The sequence below is a fragment of the Curtobacterium sp. MCBA15_008 genome (assembly GCF_001865065.1).
Taxonomy (GTDB): Bacteria; Actinomycetota; Actinomycetes; order Actinomycetales; family Microbacteriaceae; genus Curtobacterium.
Window position 1 is genome coordinate 19219 of sequence record NZ_MJGN01000010.1, and the last position, 18071, is coordinate 37289.

The 18071-nt window shown below is 72.2% G+C and carries 20 protein-coding genes and 1 pseudogene; 14 read left to right on the forward strand and 7 right to left on the reverse strand.

The genetic code is table 11. The features are described from left to right. The 6 genes from BIU96_RS04400 to BIU96_RS04425 form a co-directional block, all read right to left on the reverse strand. Window positions 1–901 (reverse strand): hypothetical protein (locus tag BIU96_RS04400; RefSeq protein ID WP_175477455.1); only part of this gene is annotated, 901 nt, incomplete at its 3' end. A 63-nt stretch (window positions 902–964) separates the two neighbouring features. Continuing rightward, window positions 965–1879 (reverse strand): hypothetical protein, encoded by a 915-nt coding sequence (locus BIU96_RS04405; RefSeq protein WP_139199799.1) that lies wholly within the window; start codon window positions 1877–1879, stop codon window positions 965–967. A 277-nt stretch (window positions 1880–2156) separates the two neighbouring features. Next, window positions 2157–2525 (reverse strand): flagellar assembly protein FliW, encoded by a 369-nt coding sequence (gene fliW / locus BIU96_RS04410; protein WP_071291409.1) that lies wholly within the window; start codon window positions 2523–2525, stop codon window positions 2157–2159. After that, window positions 2522–3403 (reverse strand): flagellar hook-associated protein FlgL, encoded by an 882-nt coding sequence (gene flgL, locus BIU96_RS04415; RefSeq protein WP_071291410.1) that lies wholly within the window; start codon window positions 3401–3403, stop codon window positions 2522–2524. The genes fliW and flgL overlap by 4 nt, the downstream gene beginning before the upstream one ends. Window positions 3404–3405: 2 nt before the next feature. After that, the gene (flgK, locus tag BIU96_RS04420) at window positions 3406–4827 is read right to left on the reverse strand and encodes a flagellar hook-associated protein FlgK (RefSeq protein ID WP_071291411.1); all 1422 of its coding nucleotides are present in this window, start codon (window positions 4825–4827) and stop codon (window positions 3406–3408) included. A 2-nt stretch (window positions 4828–4829) separates the two neighbouring features. Further along, window positions 4830–5315 (reverse strand): flagellar protein FlgN, encoded by a 486-nt coding sequence (locus tag BIU96_RS04425; RefSeq protein ID WP_071291412.1) that lies wholly within the window; start codon window positions 5313–5315, stop codon window positions 4830–4832. Between the two features lie 424 nt (window positions 5316–5739). Between BIU96_RS04425 and BIU96_RS04430 the strand changes: the two genes are divergently transcribed. The 14 genes from BIU96_RS04430 to BIU96_RS04495 all read left to right on the forward strand — a co-directional run bounded on the left by BIU96_RS04430 (window position 5740) and on the right by BIU96_RS04495 (window position 17195). After that, on the forward strand, window positions 5740–6555 hold the full coding sequence (locus BIU96_RS04430; protein ID WP_071291413.1) for a sigma-70 family RNA polymerase sigma factor: 816 nt from the start codon (window positions 5740–5742) through the stop codon (window positions 6553–6555). A gap of 143 nt (window positions 6556–6698) precedes the next feature. After that, complete coding sequence (locus tag BIU96_RS04435; RefSeq protein WP_071291414.1) at window positions 6699–7562, forward strand: flagellin; 864 nt, start codon at window positions 6699–6701, stop codon at window positions 7560–7562. 94 nt (window positions 7563–7656) lie between these two features. Next, window positions 7657–9054, forward strand: coding sequence for a flagellar filament capping protein FliD (gene fliD / locus BIU96_RS04440; RefSeq protein WP_071291415.1), 1398 nt, complete (start codon window positions 7657–7659; stop codon window positions 9052–9054). Window positions 9055–9065: 11 nt separating this feature from the next. Further along, complete coding sequence (fliS, locus tag BIU96_RS04445) at window positions 9066–9542, forward strand: flagellar export chaperone FliS (RefSeq protein ID WP_083402656.1); 477 nt, start codon at window positions 9066–9068, stop codon at window positions 9540–9542. Continuing rightward, window positions 9532–9840: a hypothetical protein gene (locus BIU96_RS04450; RefSeq protein ID WP_139199801.1), complete on the forward strand. Its 309-nt coding sequence runs from the start codon at window positions 9532–9534 to the stop codon at window positions 9838–9840. Before fliS ends, BIU96_RS04450 begins: the two co-directional genes overlap by 11 nt. Window positions 9841–10280: 440 nt before the next feature. Continuing rightward, a complete protein-coding gene (locus BIU96_RS04455; RefSeq protein ID WP_071291417.1) occupies window positions 10281–10625 on the forward strand; it encodes a flagellar basal body protein in 345 nt (114 codons plus the stop codon). Beyond that, a complete protein-coding gene (locus BIU96_RS04460; protein ID WP_254785958.1) occupies window positions 10622–11017 on the forward strand; it encodes a flagellar basal body rod protein FlgC in 396 nt (131 codons plus the stop codon). The genes BIU96_RS04455 and BIU96_RS04460 overlap by 4 nt, the downstream gene beginning before the upstream one ends. Then, entirely contained in the window at window positions 11017–11355 is a 339-nt protein-coding gene (fliE, locus tag BIU96_RS04465; RefSeq protein WP_083402657.1) for a flagellar hook-basal body complex protein FliE, read from the forward strand. The genes BIU96_RS04460 and fliE overlap by 1 nt, the downstream gene beginning before the upstream one ends. Further along, window positions 11355–13025 carry a flagellar basal-body MS-ring/collar protein FliF gene (gene fliF / locus BIU96_RS04470; RefSeq protein ID WP_071291418.1) on the forward strand — a complete coding sequence of 557 codons (1671 nt, stop codon included), beginning with the start codon at window positions 11355–11357 and terminating at the stop codon, window positions 13023–13025. The genes fliE and fliF overlap by 1 nt, the downstream gene beginning before the upstream one ends. Continuing rightward, window positions 13022–14068 (forward strand): flagellar motor switch protein FliG, encoded by a 1047-nt coding sequence (fliG, locus tag BIU96_RS04475; RefSeq protein ID WP_083402658.1) that lies wholly within the window; start codon window positions 13022–13024, stop codon window positions 14066–14068. Before fliF ends, fliG begins: the two co-directional genes overlap by 4 nt. Before the next feature lie 16 nt (window positions 14069–14084). Beyond that, window positions 14085–14714, forward strand: coding sequence for a hypothetical protein (locus BIU96_RS04480; RefSeq protein WP_071291419.1), 630 nt, complete (start codon window positions 14085–14087; stop codon window positions 14712–14714). Continuing rightward, window positions 14711–16054: a FliI/YscN family ATPase gene (locus BIU96_RS04485; RefSeq protein ID WP_071291420.1), complete on the forward strand. Its 1344-nt coding sequence runs from the start codon at window positions 14711–14713 to the stop codon at window positions 16052–16054. The genes BIU96_RS04480 and BIU96_RS04485 overlap by 4 nt, the downstream gene beginning before the upstream one ends. Continuing rightward, window positions 16054–16485 (forward strand): flagellar FliJ family protein, encoded by a 432-nt coding sequence (locus BIU96_RS04490; protein WP_071291421.1) that lies wholly within the window; start codon window positions 16054–16056, stop codon window positions 16483–16485. The genes BIU96_RS04485 and BIU96_RS04490 overlap by 1 nt, the downstream gene beginning before the upstream one ends. Continuing rightward, entirely contained in the window at window positions 16482–17195 is a 714-nt protein-coding gene (locus BIU96_RS04495; protein WP_071291422.1) for a C40 family peptidase, read from the forward strand. Before BIU96_RS04490 ends, BIU96_RS04495 begins: the two co-directional genes overlap by 4 nt. Window positions 17196–17439: 244 nt before the next feature. Here BIU96_RS04495 and BIU96_RS04500 read toward each other — a convergent pair. Next, window positions 17440–18071, reverse strand: a pseudogene (locus BIU96_RS04500) (hypothetical protein); the annotation flags it as partial.

An 18071-nucleotide genomic window follows, 5' to 3' on the forward strand; every position in this document is an offset into this window, starting at 1 on the left:
CCTCGTCGGAACGGTCCGGGGTGTCGGCCCAGAGGTCCTCGCGACCCTTGCGGCGCGTGAGCGCACGGCGCTCCTTGGGCGCCTTCGCCGGCTTGACGGCCTTCGGCTGCTTCGCGTCCTTCGAGTTCTTCGGCTCGAGCACGATCGGGAACTCTGCCTGCGGCATCCCGAAGCCCGTGCGGGACGCCTGGATCACCTTGCGGCCGAGCGCGTGGTTGCCGAGACCGCCCACGGCAGCGCCGATGCCGAACGGCAGCGCCCGACCGACGATCGTCGTGCCCTGACGCGCAGCGAACCGCTTGATGAACTGGTCGCGGACCTGTCCGCCGATGCCGTTGACGACCTGCTTCGGCAACGAGGAGGTCACCATCTCGCCCCAGAACGCCGTCCGCACCTGTCCGCCCGCGATCTGGCCGGCGAGCTGGTTGATGAGCTGCGTGCCCGGCGTACCGAGGATCATCGCCATGACGAGCATGCGGGCGCGCTCCGGGTCGTCGAGGGCGATGCCGTGCACCTCGGTCACCGACTGTGCGAAGAGCGCCGTGGTCTCGAGGAAGCCCAGGGTCTCGACGCCGCTCAGGCCGAGTGCCGCCGCCATGCCGACGCCCGGGATCACCGCGCTGGCGCCGACCGCTGCTCCACCGCCCGTGACTGCGGTCAGGTACTGGCGTTCCAGGATCTGGATGATCTCCGCCGGTGTGGCGTCGGGGTGCCGTCGACGCAGGCTCCGGACGTGCGCGACCACGACCGGACGCTGCACGCTGAGCACGCGGTCGAGCATCTTCACCCAGCCGGTGGGTTGCTCCGGCACGGGAACGCGTGCGCTGGGATCGTCGGATCGGGACGTGACGTCGGAGACCGGCAACGGCACGATCGCCTGGTCCTTCTGCTCTCGGGCCATGGCGACGACGGTACGCCGCGCGGATGGGAACGGCGTCGGATCGCGTCCCCCGGCGGGTCGGGTTCACCGGCACGGCACACCCGCTCGCACGAGCGCTGTCCGGACGCGATCGGGGTCCATCAGGTCCGCCCAGCTGAGGCGGACGACGAAGCGGACCTCGGGGAAGGAGCGGATGAAGTCCTCGCGCCGTTTCTCCTGCCAGTGGGCGTCGGCGGTCGACCGTCCGGGGTCGTCCGAGTACTTCGATCTGCCGTCGACCTCGACGACGACGCCCTGTGCGGGGAACCAGAAGTCGACCACGGCGGTTCGCTCGCCGTGCCGAGCGAAGACGTGCTGCTGCTCGGGCTCGGGAGCGCCGACCTGCCGGAAGCGGACGCGGCACACCGACTCCGCCGGCGACTCCGACAGCGCCGACCCCATCGCGATCGCCAGTGCCGCCTTCGCGTGCCCCTTCTCGAGTCGCTCGGTCTCGCGCTGGAGCTCGCTGGGCTGGGACGCGACCGTTCGCAGTGCGTGGTCGAGCACCGGGAGTGCTCCGAGGAGCGGGCGGGTCGCCGCGATGTCGACGACGGTCCGAGCAGCGGTCGTGGAACGGAGCCCGTGACGGTCCGGTGTCCCTGTCGGCGGTCGGTTCCGGGCGCCGTGACGGACGAACCAGGCGGTCACCCTGGTGTGGGTCGTCGTCGGGTCGGAGACGTGCACCTTCGCGGGCCACTGACCGACGTACGGCAGGCCGAGGACGGCGCATGCTGATTCGTGGGACAGGACGTCCTGTTGTCGGAGCCGGCTGCTCGAGGCCCGGACGAGGACGACGTGCCGTTCGTTCGGGTACAGGCCGTCCAGCGAACCTGGCTCGACGAGCACGCCCGGTCGGATCCGTTCCAGTTCGCCGCGCTTGGCCGCTCGCTCGACTGCGCGTCGCTCGGCGCTCGGGAGTCCGGTCGTCCTGATGAGTCGGATGTCGTCTGCTTTGGTCACGTGCTCAGCGTCGCGGAGCGCTTCGTGCGGGTGCCGCACGCTCGGCGATCCGTGGACAAGCGGGGCCGTTAGCGCCGGTGTGGAGGAGCGATGTCGCTTGATGCGTGTGCACCTTGCGACGAAGCACGCGTCGATCGACTCGTGGAAAGTCGATTCATGCGCGTGAGACGGGTGCGTGTGCATGTTGCGACGAGGCACGCGTCGATCGACTCGTGGGACGTCGAAGTATGCGTGTGCAACTTTCGACGGGGCCGGGCCGCGCCGCGCCGCGCCGCGCTCAGCGCCGGGCGAGCTCCGCGCGCAGCGGCAGGTCCTGGTCCTCCAGGATGAGCTGGGCGCCGGCGGCGGTGCGGGCGTTCACGACGATCGGCGCGAGCAGGTTCACCGTCGTGCCGGACGCGCCCGGGTTGGCGACGACGAGGAGCATCGCGTCCGCCGGGTCGGTGAGGGCGAGCGCGGTCGCCTGCTCGTCGGTGAGCTCAGGGGCGTACGACGGCAGGTGCACCGCGGCGTCGAGCACGAAGAGCCGCTCGTCCTCGCCCACGAGGGTGAACAGGCCCTCGGCGCCGGCGACGGGGGTCAGCGTGAAGACGGGCGCGGGGGAGAGGCCGAACGGCGGGACGGCGAAGGTCAGGTCGATGCTCATCGGAGGTAGTCCATCAGGGTCGGCTGCAGGACCTTCGCGGTGACCGCGAGGGCTGCCTGGTAGTTGGTCTGCTGCACCTGCAGGTCGAGGACGGCCTTCGCGAGGTCCTTGTCCTCGATGCCGGCGCGACGGTTCTCGAGCGAGACGGTCGCGGACTTCAGCGAGTCCTGGGCGGCGAGGGCGGCGGCATGCCGGACACCGACGCCGGCCTGGGCGCCGCGCACGGTGGTGAGCGCCGCGTCGACGTCGCCGATCTTGGCGTTCACGTTCACACCGTTCTGCAGGTCGGTGACGATCGAGTCGATCATGCTGAACACCGACGACGACCCGGAGCCGAAGACGTCCGTCCCGGGGGTGTCGACCCGCACGGTGGTGTCGTCGCCGATGCGCCGGGTGACGTCGGTGCCCGAGGGGACCCAGCCGGTCGCCGGGTCGTAGGGGGTGCCCGAGGTGGAGGACCCGGCGAAGACCGAGCGGGTGCCGTAGGTGGTGTTCGCGCGGGACTCCAGGTCCGTCTTCAGCGACCGGAACTGCGTGATGAAGGCGTCGCGGTCGGTGTCGCTCATGGTGGCGCTGTTCGCCGCCTGCACGGTGAGGTCGCGCACGCTGTTGAGCACCGAGTACACGCTCGACAGGGTGCTGTCGGTCGTGGCGAGCCAGCCGACGGCGTCGTTCGCGTTGCGCGTGTACTGCGCGGCGGCAGCCTGCTCCTTGCGCACCTGCATCGACGACACGGTGCCGACCGGGTCGTCCGAGGGACGCTGGATGGTCCGCAGGGTGGTGGCCTGCTCGGTGAGCTGGGCGAGCTTCGCCGCCCCGGCCTGCAGCCGCGCGGACGCGGCCGCCATCGACATCTGGGTGGTCACACGGGTGATCACGGTCAGCCCCTCCCGACGAGTCCGACGCGGTTGATGATGGTGTCGAGCATCTCGTCGACGGCGGTCAGGACGCGCGCCGCGCCCTGGTACGCGTGCTGGTAGCTCAGCAGGTTCACGTTCTCCTCGTCGAGGTCGACACCGGCGCCGGACTGCTGCTGGGACCGCGCGTTGGTCAGCGCGAGTCCGGTGAGCGTCGATTCCGACGCGGCCGACCGGGAGGCAGTGCCCACCCCCGCCACGAACGTCGCCCAGGTGCGATCCGCGCCGTCCGACGCCGCCCCGAGTCGCGAGAGTGCGTCGCTGAACGAGTCGTCCAGCTGCCCCGACGCGTTCCGCGTCGCCAGGCCGCTGCCGTCCGTCGGCACGACCGTGAGCCCCTGCGCCGCGGGGACGCCGGCCGTCACCGCGAAGAAGGCGGTGCCGGTGGTGCCGGCGGGCGTCGTGCCGGTGGCGTGCACGGCGTTGACCGCCGTCGCGAGCTTCGTGGCCACCTGGTCGTACGAGGCCGACGCCTCGGCGAGGGCGCCACCGGTGCCGTTCGCGGTCGCGGGTGCGAGGAGGGAGAGGTTGCCGCCGATCGTGCCGCCGGACATCGACACCGCGCCGGCGGTGCCCGAGGTCCACGTCAGCGTGACGGGAGCGCCGTCGGCCAGGCGTTCGCCGCCGCCGAGCACGACCGAACGCGCGTCGGAGCCCTGCACGATGGCGTTGCCGCCGATGAGGACGTCGACGGTGCCGTCGCCGTTCGCGCGGACCGTGCCACCGGCGAGGGTCGCGATCTGCTCGGTGAGCTGGTCGCGCTGGTCGAGGAGCTCGTTCGCGTTGCCGCCCGAGGCGAGCGTCGTGCGGATGCGGCCGTTCAGGTCGGCGACCTGCGTGGCGGCCGCGTTGAGCTGCTGTACCTGGCCCTGCACGGTGCCGTGCACGGAGGACCACTGGGCGTCGACGGCCTTCGAGCCGGTCGCGAGCACGCTGGCGACGGTCTTCGCAGCTCTGATCACGGCGCCGGCGGCACCGGGGTCGTCGGGGTGGGTCGAGAGTTCGCTCCACGAGGACCAGAAGGCGTCGAGCTTCGCCGACAGGCCGTCCTTGCCGGGCTCGTTCAGACCGTCCTCGAGCGCCGAGAGCGCGGTCGCGCGGGCGTCGGCGTACGCCGAGGACCCGGCGGCGACGCGGACGCTGGCATCGAGGGTGAGCGAGCCCAGGCGGGCGATGCCGTCGACCGAGACGCCCTGCCCGGCGAGGGCTGCGGTGCCGCGCATGAAGCCGGTCTGCGCCGCCGGGATCGACGACTGCGTGACCCGCTGCCGGGTGTACCCGGCGGTGCCGGCGTTGGCGATGTTCTGGCCGGTGACGTCGATGCCGGCGCGGGCGGCGGCGAGTCCGGAGTAGGCGGTGGCGAGGGAGCCGAAGGTGCTGACCACGGTTACAGGGTCCCCTCGAAGAGCCGGGCGCCGTCCGAGCCGGAGCCCGAGGTGCCGGTGGCGTCGTAGGTCGAAGCCCCGGTGACCGATCCCGCGAGCGTCTCCTCGGTCGCCTGCGCGGCGGTCCGGAGGAAGCGGTCGTTCTCGTCGCGGAGTGCACCGATCTGCGTGGTGAGCTCGATCATCGCGGTGAGGTGTGCGGCGAGGATCTCGCCCCAGGGGCCGTTCGGCGCGGCGGCGACGACCTCGCGCAGGGGAGCGTCGGCGGGGACGCCCCACTCCTCGGCGACCTCGGCACTCGACGCGGCGCGCTCCAGGCCGGTGCTGCGGAGGCGCTCGAGGACCTGCTCGACCTCGCGGCTGGCGTGGGACACCCAGCGGGAGCGGCCGGCGGCGAGCAGCAGCTGCTCCTCCTCGAGCTTGAAGGTGAGCAGCTCGAGCAGTTCGCGTTCGCGCCAGAGCACGGCGGACAGTTCGTTCACGCTCATCAGCTCCTCCCGTGGGGGTGTGTGTCGGTCATCCTGCGGACAGCGAGACCTATCGGCGTGCGCTTGCCGGGCGTAAGTGCGGGATCACGCAAGACGGCGTGCGGAGCCGAGCCGCGCCTCCAGGCAATGACCCAAGACGGGGGACAAGAACGACCGTTCCCGACCCGGGGTCCCCCAAAATGACGACCGGGAAACCACCCCCACACCCCCGCACTGGGGACGGATGTGCACGCGTACAGGGCTTTGCCAGCCGATACATTCGAAGCGCACCCCGGGGGACACCCCGGGGCCGCGTCTCAGGGGCGCGGAGCGCACCACCCGGAGGGACCCGGGTGGTTCTTCGGCGTACACACCGGCCAACCGAGGCCGGCGTCAGCCGTGCCCACGGACGGGGCAGTCATGCCGGGATGACCAGGGGAACAACATGGACCGCACCGAACGCAACGCGATGATCGTGGAGCACCTGCCGCTCGTGGGCTACATCGTCGCCGACGTCCGCGCACGTGCCACGCACCTCGACCGCGACGACCTCGCGGCCGTGGGATCGCTCGCGCTCGTCGCAGCGGCCGACGCCTTCGACCCCGACCTCGGCGTGCCCTTCGGCGCCTACGCCCGCACCCGCATCACCGGCGCGATCGCCGACGACATGCGCTCCGCCGACTGGGCCTCCCGCGGGACCCGGAAGCGGATCCGCGAGACCCTCGCCACGCAGGAGGCACTGTCCGCCCGGCTCGGCCGCAGCGTCCGCGTCGAGGAGATCGCCGATGCGATGGGTGTGGACCGGCAGACCGCCGCCGACGCGATGACCGACGCCGCACGGACCGTCAGCGCCCTCGACGAGACCGTGCACGACACGCTCGCGGCCGATCTCCCGCTCCCCGGCGAGGACCTGCTCGAGGCCGAGAAGCGCCGCTACCTGCGCGCCGCCGTGCACGCGCTGCCCGAGCGGATGCGCTTCATCGTCGAGAACGTCTACTTCGGCGACCGGACCGTGACCGAGGTGGCCGCCGAACTCGGCATCACCCACTCGGCCGTGTCGCAGCAGCGCTCCGAGGCGATGCGCCTGCTCCGAGACGGCCTCGCGGCGCACTACGGCGACGAGGGCGTGGCCGTCGAGCCCGCCTCGCGCACCACCGCCGCGCGCCGGAGCGCCTACCTGGCGCGGGTCGCTGCGAACGCCGCAGCAGGCGTGGCGCGCGCCGTGCACGACGTCGCCACCCCCGCGGTCGCGGCGAGCTGAGACCTCGACGGGGCCGGTCGCGCACCTCGTGTCCGGAAAAACCTCGTCGAACCCCTAACGGCTCCGGCCAACCGGTCGAGAGTCATCCATGTCAGCCCACGGACGGGCCGACGCAAGACCCAGATTTCACGGAGGAAACCACCATGGGTATGTCCATCAACACCAACCTCTCGGCACTCAACACGTACCGGAACCTCAACGCGACGCAGAACGACCTGTCGAAGTCCCTCGAGAAGCTCTCGTCGGGTCTCCGCATCAACCGTGCTGCCGACGACGCTGCCGGTCTGTCGATCTCCGAGGGGCTGAAGTCCCAGGTCGGTGGCCTCACGGTCGCCGCCCGCAACGCGCAGGACGGCATCTCCGTCGTGCAGACCGCTGAAGGTGGCCTCACCGAGACCCACTCGATCCTCCAGCGCATGCGCGACCTGGCCGTCCAGGCCGGTAACGACTCGAACAACGCGGACTCGCGGACGGCGATCTCGACCGAGGTCACGGAGCTCCAGAAGGAGCTCTCCCGCATCTCGGACTCGACGCAGTTCAACGGGATCGACCTGCTGAAGGGTGCCGGCAACAACAACGGCGCCTCGCTCACCTTCCAGGTGGGTGCCAACGCAGGCCCGGCGAGCCAGATCACGGTCGACCTGACCGGTGCCGACGTGGCAGCGGTCGCGACCGCTCTCACCGTCGGTGACGGCACGGGCGGCACGATCGCGTTCGACACCGCTGCGAACGCGCAGGCCGCGATCACCGCGATCGACACGCAGATCAAGGCCGTCTCGACCGCTCGTTCGAACATCGGTGCCATCCAGAACCGCTTCGACCACGCCATCAACGTGACGAACGTGGCCAAGGAGAACCTCACCGCTGCCGGTTCGCGCATCACCGACGTCGACATGGCGCAGGAGATGGTCAAGTACACGCGCGACAACATCCTCAGCCAGGCCGGCACCTCGATGCTCGCGCAGGCGAACCAGAGCACGCAGGGTGTGCTCTCGCTCCTCCGCTAGCACCGGATGACGCCGCCGTCCGGGATCGTTCAGGTTTCCCGGGCGGCGGCGTCGCCCGCACCCCACCACCACCTCCGACGGCAGGGAGCCCTCGATGTCGTCCGTGTCATCGGCCAGCAGCCTCGCGATCGACGGGCTCGTCAGCGGCCTCAAGACGACCGACCTCATCAACTCGCTGATGAGCGTCGAGGGCGTCCCGCAGACGCTCCTCAAGAACAAGCTCACCAGCACCAACTCGTTCATCTCGTCACTGCAGACGATCAACAGCCTGGTGCAGACGCTCGCCACGAAGGCGAAGGACGCCGCCAAGGCCACGTCGCTCGACGTCTTCGCCGCCACGAGCTCCTCGACGGCCGTCACCGCCACGACCGGCGCGAACGCGACCGCCGGCTCCGTCACCTTCTCGGTCGGCGCGACCGCGTCGGCCCAGGTGGGCGTCACCGCCGCGATGTCCACGTGGTCCGCCGCCGCTGAGCCGCTCACGCTCGTCGGAGCCGACGGCACGAAGACCACGGTCACACCGGCGTCCGGGTCACTCGACGACACCGTTTCCGCGATCAACAAGTCGGGGGCGGGCGTCACCGCGACGAAGGTCGCCGCGGGCACCGACGCCGACGGCACCAAGCTCTACCGCCTGCAGCTCACGTCTGCGAAGACCGGGTCGGCCGGTGCGTTCCAGGTGTACCGGGGGACCACCGACCAGGTGGCCGCCGGCACTGCCACGAACGTCCTGACCGAGGTTGGCGCGGCCGTCGTCGCACAGGCGAAGGACGCCAGCGTCACGCTCTGGGCCGGCACCGCCGCCGAGCAGGTCGTCACGAGCGCGACGAACACGTTCACCGACCTCGTCCCCGGGCTCACCGTCACGGTGACGAAGCCGACGACCGAGGCCGTCACCGTCGGTGTGACGCAGGACACGACCAAGGCCCAGGCCGTCGCGTCCGGACTGGTCGACGCGATGAACGCCGTCACCGCCTACTACGGTTCGAACACCGCGGTCACGAGCACCACGAGCCCGACCACCGGGACGACGAGCACCACCGCCGGCGTGCTGTCGGGTGACGGCACGACCCGCGACGTCGTGCAGCGCCTGACGAGCACGATGTCCGCCCCCGTGGGTGGGAAGTCCCCGTCGTCGATCGGCATCTCGATCACGAAGGACGGCGACTTCACCTTCGACGCCGACGCCTTCCAGAAGGCCCTCGCCACCGACCCCGAGGGCACGCAGGCGATTCTCTCCGGCATCGCGGGCAACGTCGGCGCCGCGGCCACTGCCGCCTCGGACAAGTACGACGGCTCGATCACCACGAGCATCACCGGGCAGCAGGCCGTCGCGAAGGACCTGAACACCCAGATCGACAGCTGGACCGACCGGCTCACCGCCCGACGCGCGTCCCTGCAGACGCTGTACGCGTCGCTCGAGACCAGCCTCAGCAAACTCCAGTCCCAGTCGAGCTGGCTCGCCAGCCAGCTCGCGTCGACCTCGAGCTGACCGGAACCACCGTGAACACCTTCGACCTCCAGGCCGCCGCCTTCCGGCAGGCCGCCCAGCCGCGCACCGTCACCGACCAGCGTCGCGCCCAGTACACGAACGAGGCCGTGCTCTCCGCGACGCCCGCGCAGCTCGTCACGATGCTCTACGACCGACTCCTGCTCGACCTGCACCGCGCCGAGGCCGCGCAGACCTCGGCCGACTGGGAAGCCGCTCGCGAGCAGCTCCTGCACGCCCAGGCGATCGTCGGCGAGCTGTCCTCCACGCTGCGCATCGACGTGTGGGACGGCGGCGAGGGGCTGCTGGCCATCTACAACTACGCCTCGACCTCGCTCATCACCGCGAACGTCCACCGCGACGTGCAGGCCACACGCGACTGCATCCGGATCCTCGAACCGCTGCGGCAGTCGTGGCACGAGGCTGCGGCGTCGCTGCCGGCGGTCACCTCGGCCGAGCGTCCGGCGGGCGGTGCGCTCGGTGTCGCCTGACCTCGGATCGCGCGACGACGAGCGCACCCGCTGGGAGGCAGTGCTCGACCAGCTGGAGCGCGACGCCGAACCGACGGCCGGTCCCGCGACCGGTTCGGGGTGGTCGGAGCCGACCGGGCTGGGACCGATCCCGCGCGAACTGGTGGGGCGCGCCTCCCGGCTGCTCGCCGCGCAGCGGGACCGCATCACGGCGCTCGAGGTGGGACGGCGTTCGGCGGGGGAGCACCTCGGGGCGCTCCGGGCGGTGGACGCGACGCGGGAGCCGCGCGGGTCCGTGTACCTCGACGCGTCGGCCTGACGCGCGGGCGCTGGCGCGGGTGCCGGTCGCAACATGCACATGCATGAGGCGACACAGCACCTGGTGATCGACGGGTGTTTCGTCGCTCGATGCGCACGCACGTGATGCGTGTGCATGTTCCGACGATCCACTTGGTGATCGACGCGTGGGATGTCGGAAGATGCGCACGCGCCACGCGCCACGCGCCACGCGCCACGCGCCACGCGCCACGCGCCACGCGCCCCGCACGTGCCACGCCCGCGCCCCGCACGCGCCACGCCCCGCGCGCCCCACCCGCCCCGCGCGCCCCCGCCCCCCGTTCGGGGCGACGCCTAACGTGCCCCACGGCCCGGCCGACAGCGCACCACGAGCACGGATCGCTCACCAGTTCGGCCACGGATCGGCCACCGCCAATCGGCGACATCGACAGGGGATGTCGCAGATCGAGGGGACGGTCCACCGTGTTCGATTCCGTGACGTCGGCAGCGCTGCAGAGCGCGCTCGACGGACTCTCCATGCGCCAGCGCGTGATCGCGAACAACGTCGCGAACATCAACACGCCGAACTACCACGCCGAGAAGGTCCAGTTCGAGGACGCCCTCGCGAAGTCGATCGTCGACGGCAGCGGCAGCACCGCGCCGACCGTCGCGCGGAGCCTCGAACCGACGAACACGAACGGGAACAACGTCAACCTCGACGAGGAGACGCTCTCGAACGTCGACACCGTGCTCCGCTACCAGTTCGCGACGCAGGCGATGAACTCCGAGCTGACCAGCGTCCGTGCGGCGATGCGGACCAACTCGTGACGACCTTCGACGCGATCGGCATCGCGAGCACCGGCATGACCGTGCACCGCAAGTGGCTCGACGCGGTGTCGGACAACATCGCGAACGCCAACACGGTGAAGTCGATGGACGACACCGCCTTCCAGGCACGCTACGTCGAGGTGCAGGAGGGTGCCGGCGTCTCCGGCGCCTACGTCAAGGGCGCCGCGTTCGGCAGCGCCGCCGGCCGCGTGACCTACGACCCGGACAACCCGCTCGCGAACGAGGAGGGCTACGTCCGCATGCCGGACATCGACCTCGGCACGCAGATGGCGGACCTCATCATGGCCCAGCGCGGCTACCAGGCGAACGCCGCCGTGGTCGACCGTGCCAAGACCGCCTACGAGGCGGCACTGCAGATCGGGAAGAACTGATGCCCATCGACGCCGTCAACGGTGTGACCACCAACGCGATGACGAACGCGCTCACCTCGGTGTCCGGCACGTCCAGCGACGTCGGGACCAGCGCGACGAGCGCCACCGGCCCGAGCGGCACCGGCTTCGCCGCGTCCCTCGGCAACGCCGTCGACGGGCTGCAGCAGCTGCAGAGCGACTCGAAGACGCTTGCGCTCAAGGCCGTCACCGGCAACCTCGACGACATCCACGACGCGACGATCGCCTCGACGCGTGCCCAGGTCACCCTGGAGCTCGTCGCCGCCGTCCGCAATAAGGGCGTCGACGCCTTCAACGAGATCATGAGGATGCAGGCCTGATGCCCGTCGCCGTCAAGGACCTCTTCGGTCGCCTCGCCGCCTACGTCAAGGGCTTCAGCGCCGCCCAGCGGACCATCGCGATCCTCGTCATCGCCGCGCTCGTGCTCGGCGGGTTCGCCCTCGCGAGCTGGCTCGGCAAGGCGTCGTACGCGCCGCTGTTCACCGGCCTGGCCGCCACCGACGCGGCGAGCGTCACGGACCAGCTGCAGACCGACGGGGTGCCGTACCAGCTCACCGACGGCGGCGCGACGATCCTGGTGCCGCAGGGCTCCGTGTACTCGGAGCGCCTCAAGGCCGCGTCGAACGGCCTGCCGTCGTCGAACGAGGGCGGCTACTCGCTCCTCGACAAGATGGGCGTGACGAGCTCAGAGTTCCAGCAGGACGTCACGTACAAGCGTGCGATGGAGGGCGAGCTCGCCAAGACCATCGGCGCGATGGACGGCGTGCAGACCGCGACCGTGCAGCTCGCGATCCCGGAGAAGACCGTGTTCGTCTCCGAGGAGAAGGACCCGACCGCCTCGGTGTTCATCGCCACGAAGAACGGCGCGGAGCTCAGCACCGACCAGGTCCAGGCGATCGTGCACCTGACGAGCGCCGCCGTCGAGGGGATGCAGCCCACCGACGTCTCGGTCGTCGACTCGAAGGGGCAGACCCTCTCCGCCGTCGGCACCGGGGCGACCGGCAGCGGCGCGGACCAGGCCGCCGACTACGACGCGTCGACGAGCAAGAAGGTGCAGGACCTGCTCGACACCACGCTCGGCGTCGGCAACGCGAGCGTCGTGGTCTCCGCGACGATGAACCAGAACTCCGGCACCCGCACGTCCGAGTCCTACACGACGCCGACGACCGGTCCGGTGGCGCTCAACGAGTCGTCGTCGACGGAGCAGTACGGCTCCGGGTCCGGCGCCGGCAAGGGAGCCACCGGGGTCCTCGGCCCGGACAACATCGCCGTGCCGAACGGCACTGCGAGCACCGGCACCGGCGAAGACGGCTACACGAACGAGTCCGCGACGAAGAACAACGCCGTCGACCACACCACCGAGACCACCCAGCTGCCCTCGGGCGGGCTCGACCGGCAGACGATCTCGGTCGCGCTCAACTCCAAGGCCGACGCGGTGCAGAACGCGAACCTGCAGAGCATCAACGACCTCGTGGCCGCGGCCGCCGGCGTCGACACCGCCCGGGGCGACCAGGTCCGCGTCGCGATGATGGACTTCGACACCAGCGCCGCCGACCGTGCGACGAAGGCGCTCGAGGCGCAGCAGAAGGCCGACGAGCAGGCGTCCCTGTGGTCGGCGATCCGCACCGCTGGCATCGTGCTCGGCAGCCTGCTCGCGCTCATCGCGATCATGGTGTTCCTGGTCCGCCGCAGCCGGAAGCAGGAGCGCGAAGCCGTCGACCTCGGCGAGCTCGACGCGTTCGGCGGCGAGACGTTCCAGCTCCCCCTGGCGGTCGACGGGGCCGACGACCGTGCCTCCCTCGGCGCCGGCGACGCCCCCACCGTGGCGCTGCCGAGCATCCCGCACGACGACGCCCCGACCGAGGTGCTCACCACCGAGGAGATCTCGGCCGAGCGCCGCCGCCAGGACATCTCCGCGCTGGCCGAGCGCGACCCGAAGCGCACCGCCGAGCTCCTCCGCGGCCTGCTCGACGACCGGGCGAGCGTGTGAGCGCCCTGACCCCGGCCCCCGCCGCCGGCAACGCCGACCGTCCGCTCAGCGGCGCCCAGAAGGTCGCGCTCATCCTCATGCAGATGGAGACCGAGCGCGCCGCCGAGGTGATGAAGCAGTTCACCGAGATCGAGGCCGAGGAGATCTCCGCCGAGATCGTCCGGATGCGCCGCGTCGAGGACACCGTCGTCGACCGCACCCTCACCGAGTTCCACCGGATGACCCTGAGCGGCCGGCTGCAGAAGCGCGGCGGCAAGGAGACCGCGCTCGGGCTGCTCGAGGCATCGTTCGGTGCCGAGCGGGCCGCGGGCGTGATGGACCGTCTCGCCTCGAACCTCGCCGGGCAGTCGTTCGACTTCCTCGACGACGCCGAGCCCGGACAGGTCATCAGCCTGCTCGAGGGCGAGCTGCCGCAGACCGTCGCGCTCGTGCTCGCACACCTCAAGCCGGCCCAGGCCAGCGCCGTCCTCGCCGGCGTCGACGAGCGCGACCGCACCGACGTCGCCCAGGCGTTCGCGACCATGGGCAGCGCGACCCCGGAGGCCGTCGGGATCGTCGCCGGCGTGCTCCGACAGCGCGCCGGGGCCGTCGTGTCCCCGCGCGAGAGCGTCGAGGTCGTCGGCGGGATCGCACCCCTGGTCGAGATCATCAACCGCTCCGACGTCGCCACCGAGAAGGCCGTGCTCGACGGCCTCGAGGCGCGCGACCCGGAACTCGCCGAGGACATCCGGTCCCGGATGCTCACCTTCGAGGACATCGTCAAGCTCGAGTCCCGTGACATCCAGCAGGTCCTGCGCGGCATCGACTCGAAGCTCCTCGCGACCGCCATGAAGGGCGCCCCCGCTCCCGTCGTCGAGACGATCCGCGCGAACGTCTCCGAGCGCAACCGCGAGCTCCTCGACGACGAGCTGCAGGCGATGGGCCCGGTCCGCGTCTCGCAGGTCGAGGAGGCGCGCGCCGAGGTCGTCCGGTCCGTCCGCGAGCTCGAGGCGCAGGGCGTCATCACGGTCCACCGCGCCGAAGAGGACGAGCTCGTTGACTGACACCACCGTCCAGCGCATGACGTTCCCCATCATCACCGGCACCTCCGACCGCGACCGCGCCGCGAGCGCCGACGTGCGCGGACACGCCGCCGGGTACGCCGCGGGCCTCCGCGCCGCGCAGGCCGAGACGGACGCCCTCCGCGCCCGGCTCGAGGCCGAGCACGCCGCCCGCGTCGCCTCGATGCACGCCGACACCGCGCGCCGCATCGCCGTGCTCGACGCGGCCACGACCGCGATGCTCTCCCAGGTGACGCCCGTCCTGGAGGCCGCGGAGCAGTCCGTCGCGGCCGCCGCCCTCGACCTGGCCGAAGCCGTCGTCGGGTACGCGATCCGTGCCTCCAGGCCGTCCGACGCAGCGCCCACCGGACCGGCGGACGCCCACGGCCTGGAGGCGCAGGGGGCGTCCGGCGCGGAGGCGACCGTCATGCGGGCGCTCGCCTCCATCGACCGGACGGTCGCCGTCGCGATCCGGCTGAGCGTCGGTGACGCGGCCCGCGTGGCCGACCTGGACCTGCCCGTCCCGGTGCTCGCGGACGCGTCCCTCGTCGACGGCGACGCCATCGTCGACCTGCCGGACGGTCTGCTCGACGCCCGCATCGCCACCGCGCTCGGACGCGCCCGCACCGCGCTGGGGGTGGCCTCGTGACCGCGACGCTGCTCCGCCCCCGTGGCCTCGACGACGCGCTCCGCCAGGCGGCGCCGCAGCGCGTCGGGGTGGTCACCAGCGCCGTCGGGCTCGGGCTCACCATCGCCGGGCTCGACGCGCGCGTCGGCGAGGTCGTCACGGTCGGCGCCGAGGGCGGCCCGCAGACCGCCGTCGAGGTCGTCGCGACCGACGTCACCGGCGTCCGCTGCATGCCGCTCGGACGCCTGACCGGGGTCACCGCCGGCACGCCGGCTCGACCCACCGGACGACCCGTGCTCGTGCCGACCGGCACCGGGCTGTTCGGCCGCGTGCTCGACGGACTCGGACGGCCGATCGACGACCGCGGGCCGCTCGTGGGTGCCAGCGGCGAGCCCGTCGAGTGGGTGCCGCTCGACCACGCGACGCCGAACGCCATGGCACGCACGCGCATCGACACGCCGATGCAGCTCGGGGTCCGGGTGCTCGACACCCTGACGACGGTGGGCCGCGGGCAGCGCATGGGCCTGTTCGCCGGTTCCGGCGTCGGCAAGTCCTCGCTGCTGTCCATGATCGCGCGGGGGAGCGACGCCGCCGTGAACGTGATCGCCCTGGTGGGGGAGCGCGGCCGCGAGGTGCGCGAGTTCCTCGAGGACGACCTCGGCGCCGAGGGGCTCGCACGCTCGATCGTCGTCGTGTCCACCTCGGACGAGCCCGCGCTGATGCGCCTGCGCGCCGCGTTCGTCGCCACCCGCATCGCCGAGTCGTTCCGCGACGCCGGCCAGGACGTCGTGCTCATGATGGACTCGCTCACCCGCGTCGCGATGGCGCAGCGGGAGATCGGGCTGTCGGTCGGCGAGCCGCCGGCCACCCGGGGCTACCCGCCGTCGACGTTCTCGGTGCTCGCCGGGCTGCTCGAACGCGCCGGGACCGACCGGGTCGGCAGCATCACCGGCCTGTACACCGTGCTCGTCGACGGTGACGACCACAACGAACCGATCGCCGACGCCGCCCGGAGCATCCTCGACGGACACGTCGTGCTCGACCGGAAGCTCGCGATCACCGGGCACTTCCCCTCGGTGTACGCGCTCGGGTCGGTGTCCCGCGTCGCCTCGAAGGTGACGACGCCGGGCCAGCGCGGTGCCGCGACGACGCTCCGGAAGGTGATGGCCGCGCGGAAGGCGGCGCAGGACCTGCTCGACGTCGGCGCGTACCAGCGCGGCACGAACCCGCTCGTCGACGCCGCCGTGGACCACCAGGACGCGATCGACGCGTTCCTCCGGCAGGGCATGGACGAGCGTGCGACCTCGGCTGCGTCCTGGCAGCACCTCGGCACGCTCGTGCAGCAGTTGGCGGTCGCCTGATGGCCCGCCGCTTCCCGCTCGCCGGGCTCCTCCGCCTGCGGCACGCCGAACAGGACCGTGCCGCCGCCGCCCTCGCCACCGCGAACGAGCGGGTGCGGGACGCCGCCGACGCCCGGATCGCGGCGCGCCGCAGCCTCGCCGACGTCGAGGGGACGCAGCCGATCCAGGACGCCGCCACCCTCAGCGCGGTCGCCGCCGCACGTGCGGCCACCCGCGGCATGCTCGAGGAGCTCGACGCCGTCGTCCGCTCCCGCCGCTCCGACGCCGACCAGGCGCAGGACTCCTACAACGGCGCCCGCCGCTCGGCCCTCGGGCTCGAGAAGCTCGAGGCGCAGCACGTGGAGCAGCAGACCGCGGAGGACCTCCGCACCGAACAGAACGCCCTCGACGAGATCGCGGCCCGACGCCGCGCGGAAGGCGGTGCCCGATGAGCGTGGACGCCGTGCTCTCGCGGATCTCCGAGATCCGGACCCAGATCGACGCCCTCCGCACCGGGACGACCGCGGCGGCAACGTCCTCGGCCGCGGCGGCGTCGTCGTCCACCACCGGCACCGCGACGTCGAGCGCGTTCGCGGACGCACTGGCCACTGCCTCGGGCTCGCCGACCGGGACCGCACCGGCGAAGGCCGCCCCGGCCACCTCGGTCGACGCCGGCACCGGGACGCTCGCGACGGGCAGCGGTGCCACCGGCTCGGACGTCGTCGCGGACGCGAAGAAGTACCTCGGCGTGCCGTACGTCTTCGGCGGCACGACGACGTCGGGCATGGACTGCTCCGGCCTCGTGCAGACCGTGTTCAAGGACCTCGGGGTCACGATGCCCCGGGTCGTGCCGGACCAGGCGAAGATGGGCGTCGAAGTTGGCTCCCTGAAGGACGCGCAGCCGGGCGACCTCATCATCCCGAAGGGCGAGGGGCACGTCGTCATCTACGTCGGCGACGGCAAGGTGCTGCACGCACCGCGACCGGGCAAGGACGTCCGGATCGTCGACAACTGGTACAAGGACTCGGACATCGCCACGATCCGGCGCATCGTGCCGGCGCAGGCAGCGCTCACCGCCGCGACGGCCGTGCACGCCCCCGGCTCCACTGACCTGCAGACCGCGGCGCTGATGTCGCTGATGAACTCCGGGAGCGCCGCATGAGCGTGACGATCGCCACTCCGACGCCGGCCGCTCCGGCGGTGTCGAAGGCCTCGGGCGGGCCGGCCCAGCGCGGCAGCGCCGACTCGTTCGGCGCCGCCCTGGCCGCCGCCGCGCCCGACGCGCACCGCACGGCCGCCCGCGACGCGCCCGACCGCCGCGACGCCGATCGCCAGGCCGGTCGGGACGGCCGCGAGATCGCACTCCGGGACGGTTCCGGACGCGACCGGGGCGCCGAAGTGCGATCTCACCGCGGGGGCCGGGCGTCGGACGCGACCGGCGCGAACGAGTCGGCGCCGGCGACGGCTGCTGACACGGCCGTCGTGCCCGCCGACACCGTGGTGATCGATCCGACTGCGGATCCGACACCGGACACGACGACCGCCTCGACGACCGGCCCGGCGAAGGTTCCGACGGTGAGCCCGACGGCCCTCGGTACGACCGGGATCCTCGCGACGACCGGCCCGGGACCGGTCAGCGCGGCGACGGCAGCGGCCACGGCGTCCCTGGCGGACGCAGCGTCCGGAGTCACCTCGACCGAACCGGCGGCCGTCACGGCGCCGGCGGCCCGGGGGACCGCGACCCCCGCAGCGCTCCCGGCGGTGTCCACCGCGCTGGCCGGCACGACGGCGAACACGACGCCGGTGGCGACCCCGACCACGTCGACACCGGCACCGGTGGTGAACGGTGCGGGCACCGGCACGGACGCGCCGACCACGAGCACCGTGGCACCGACCCCGACCCCGGGCACCGCGCCTACCGCCACGGGACTCACCACGACGGCGCCCGCTACCGCGCCCGCCAGCACCGCGCCGGCCGCCGCACCCACGGCCGCGATGCCCACGACGACGACGCCCGACGCCACCGCCACCGCCACCG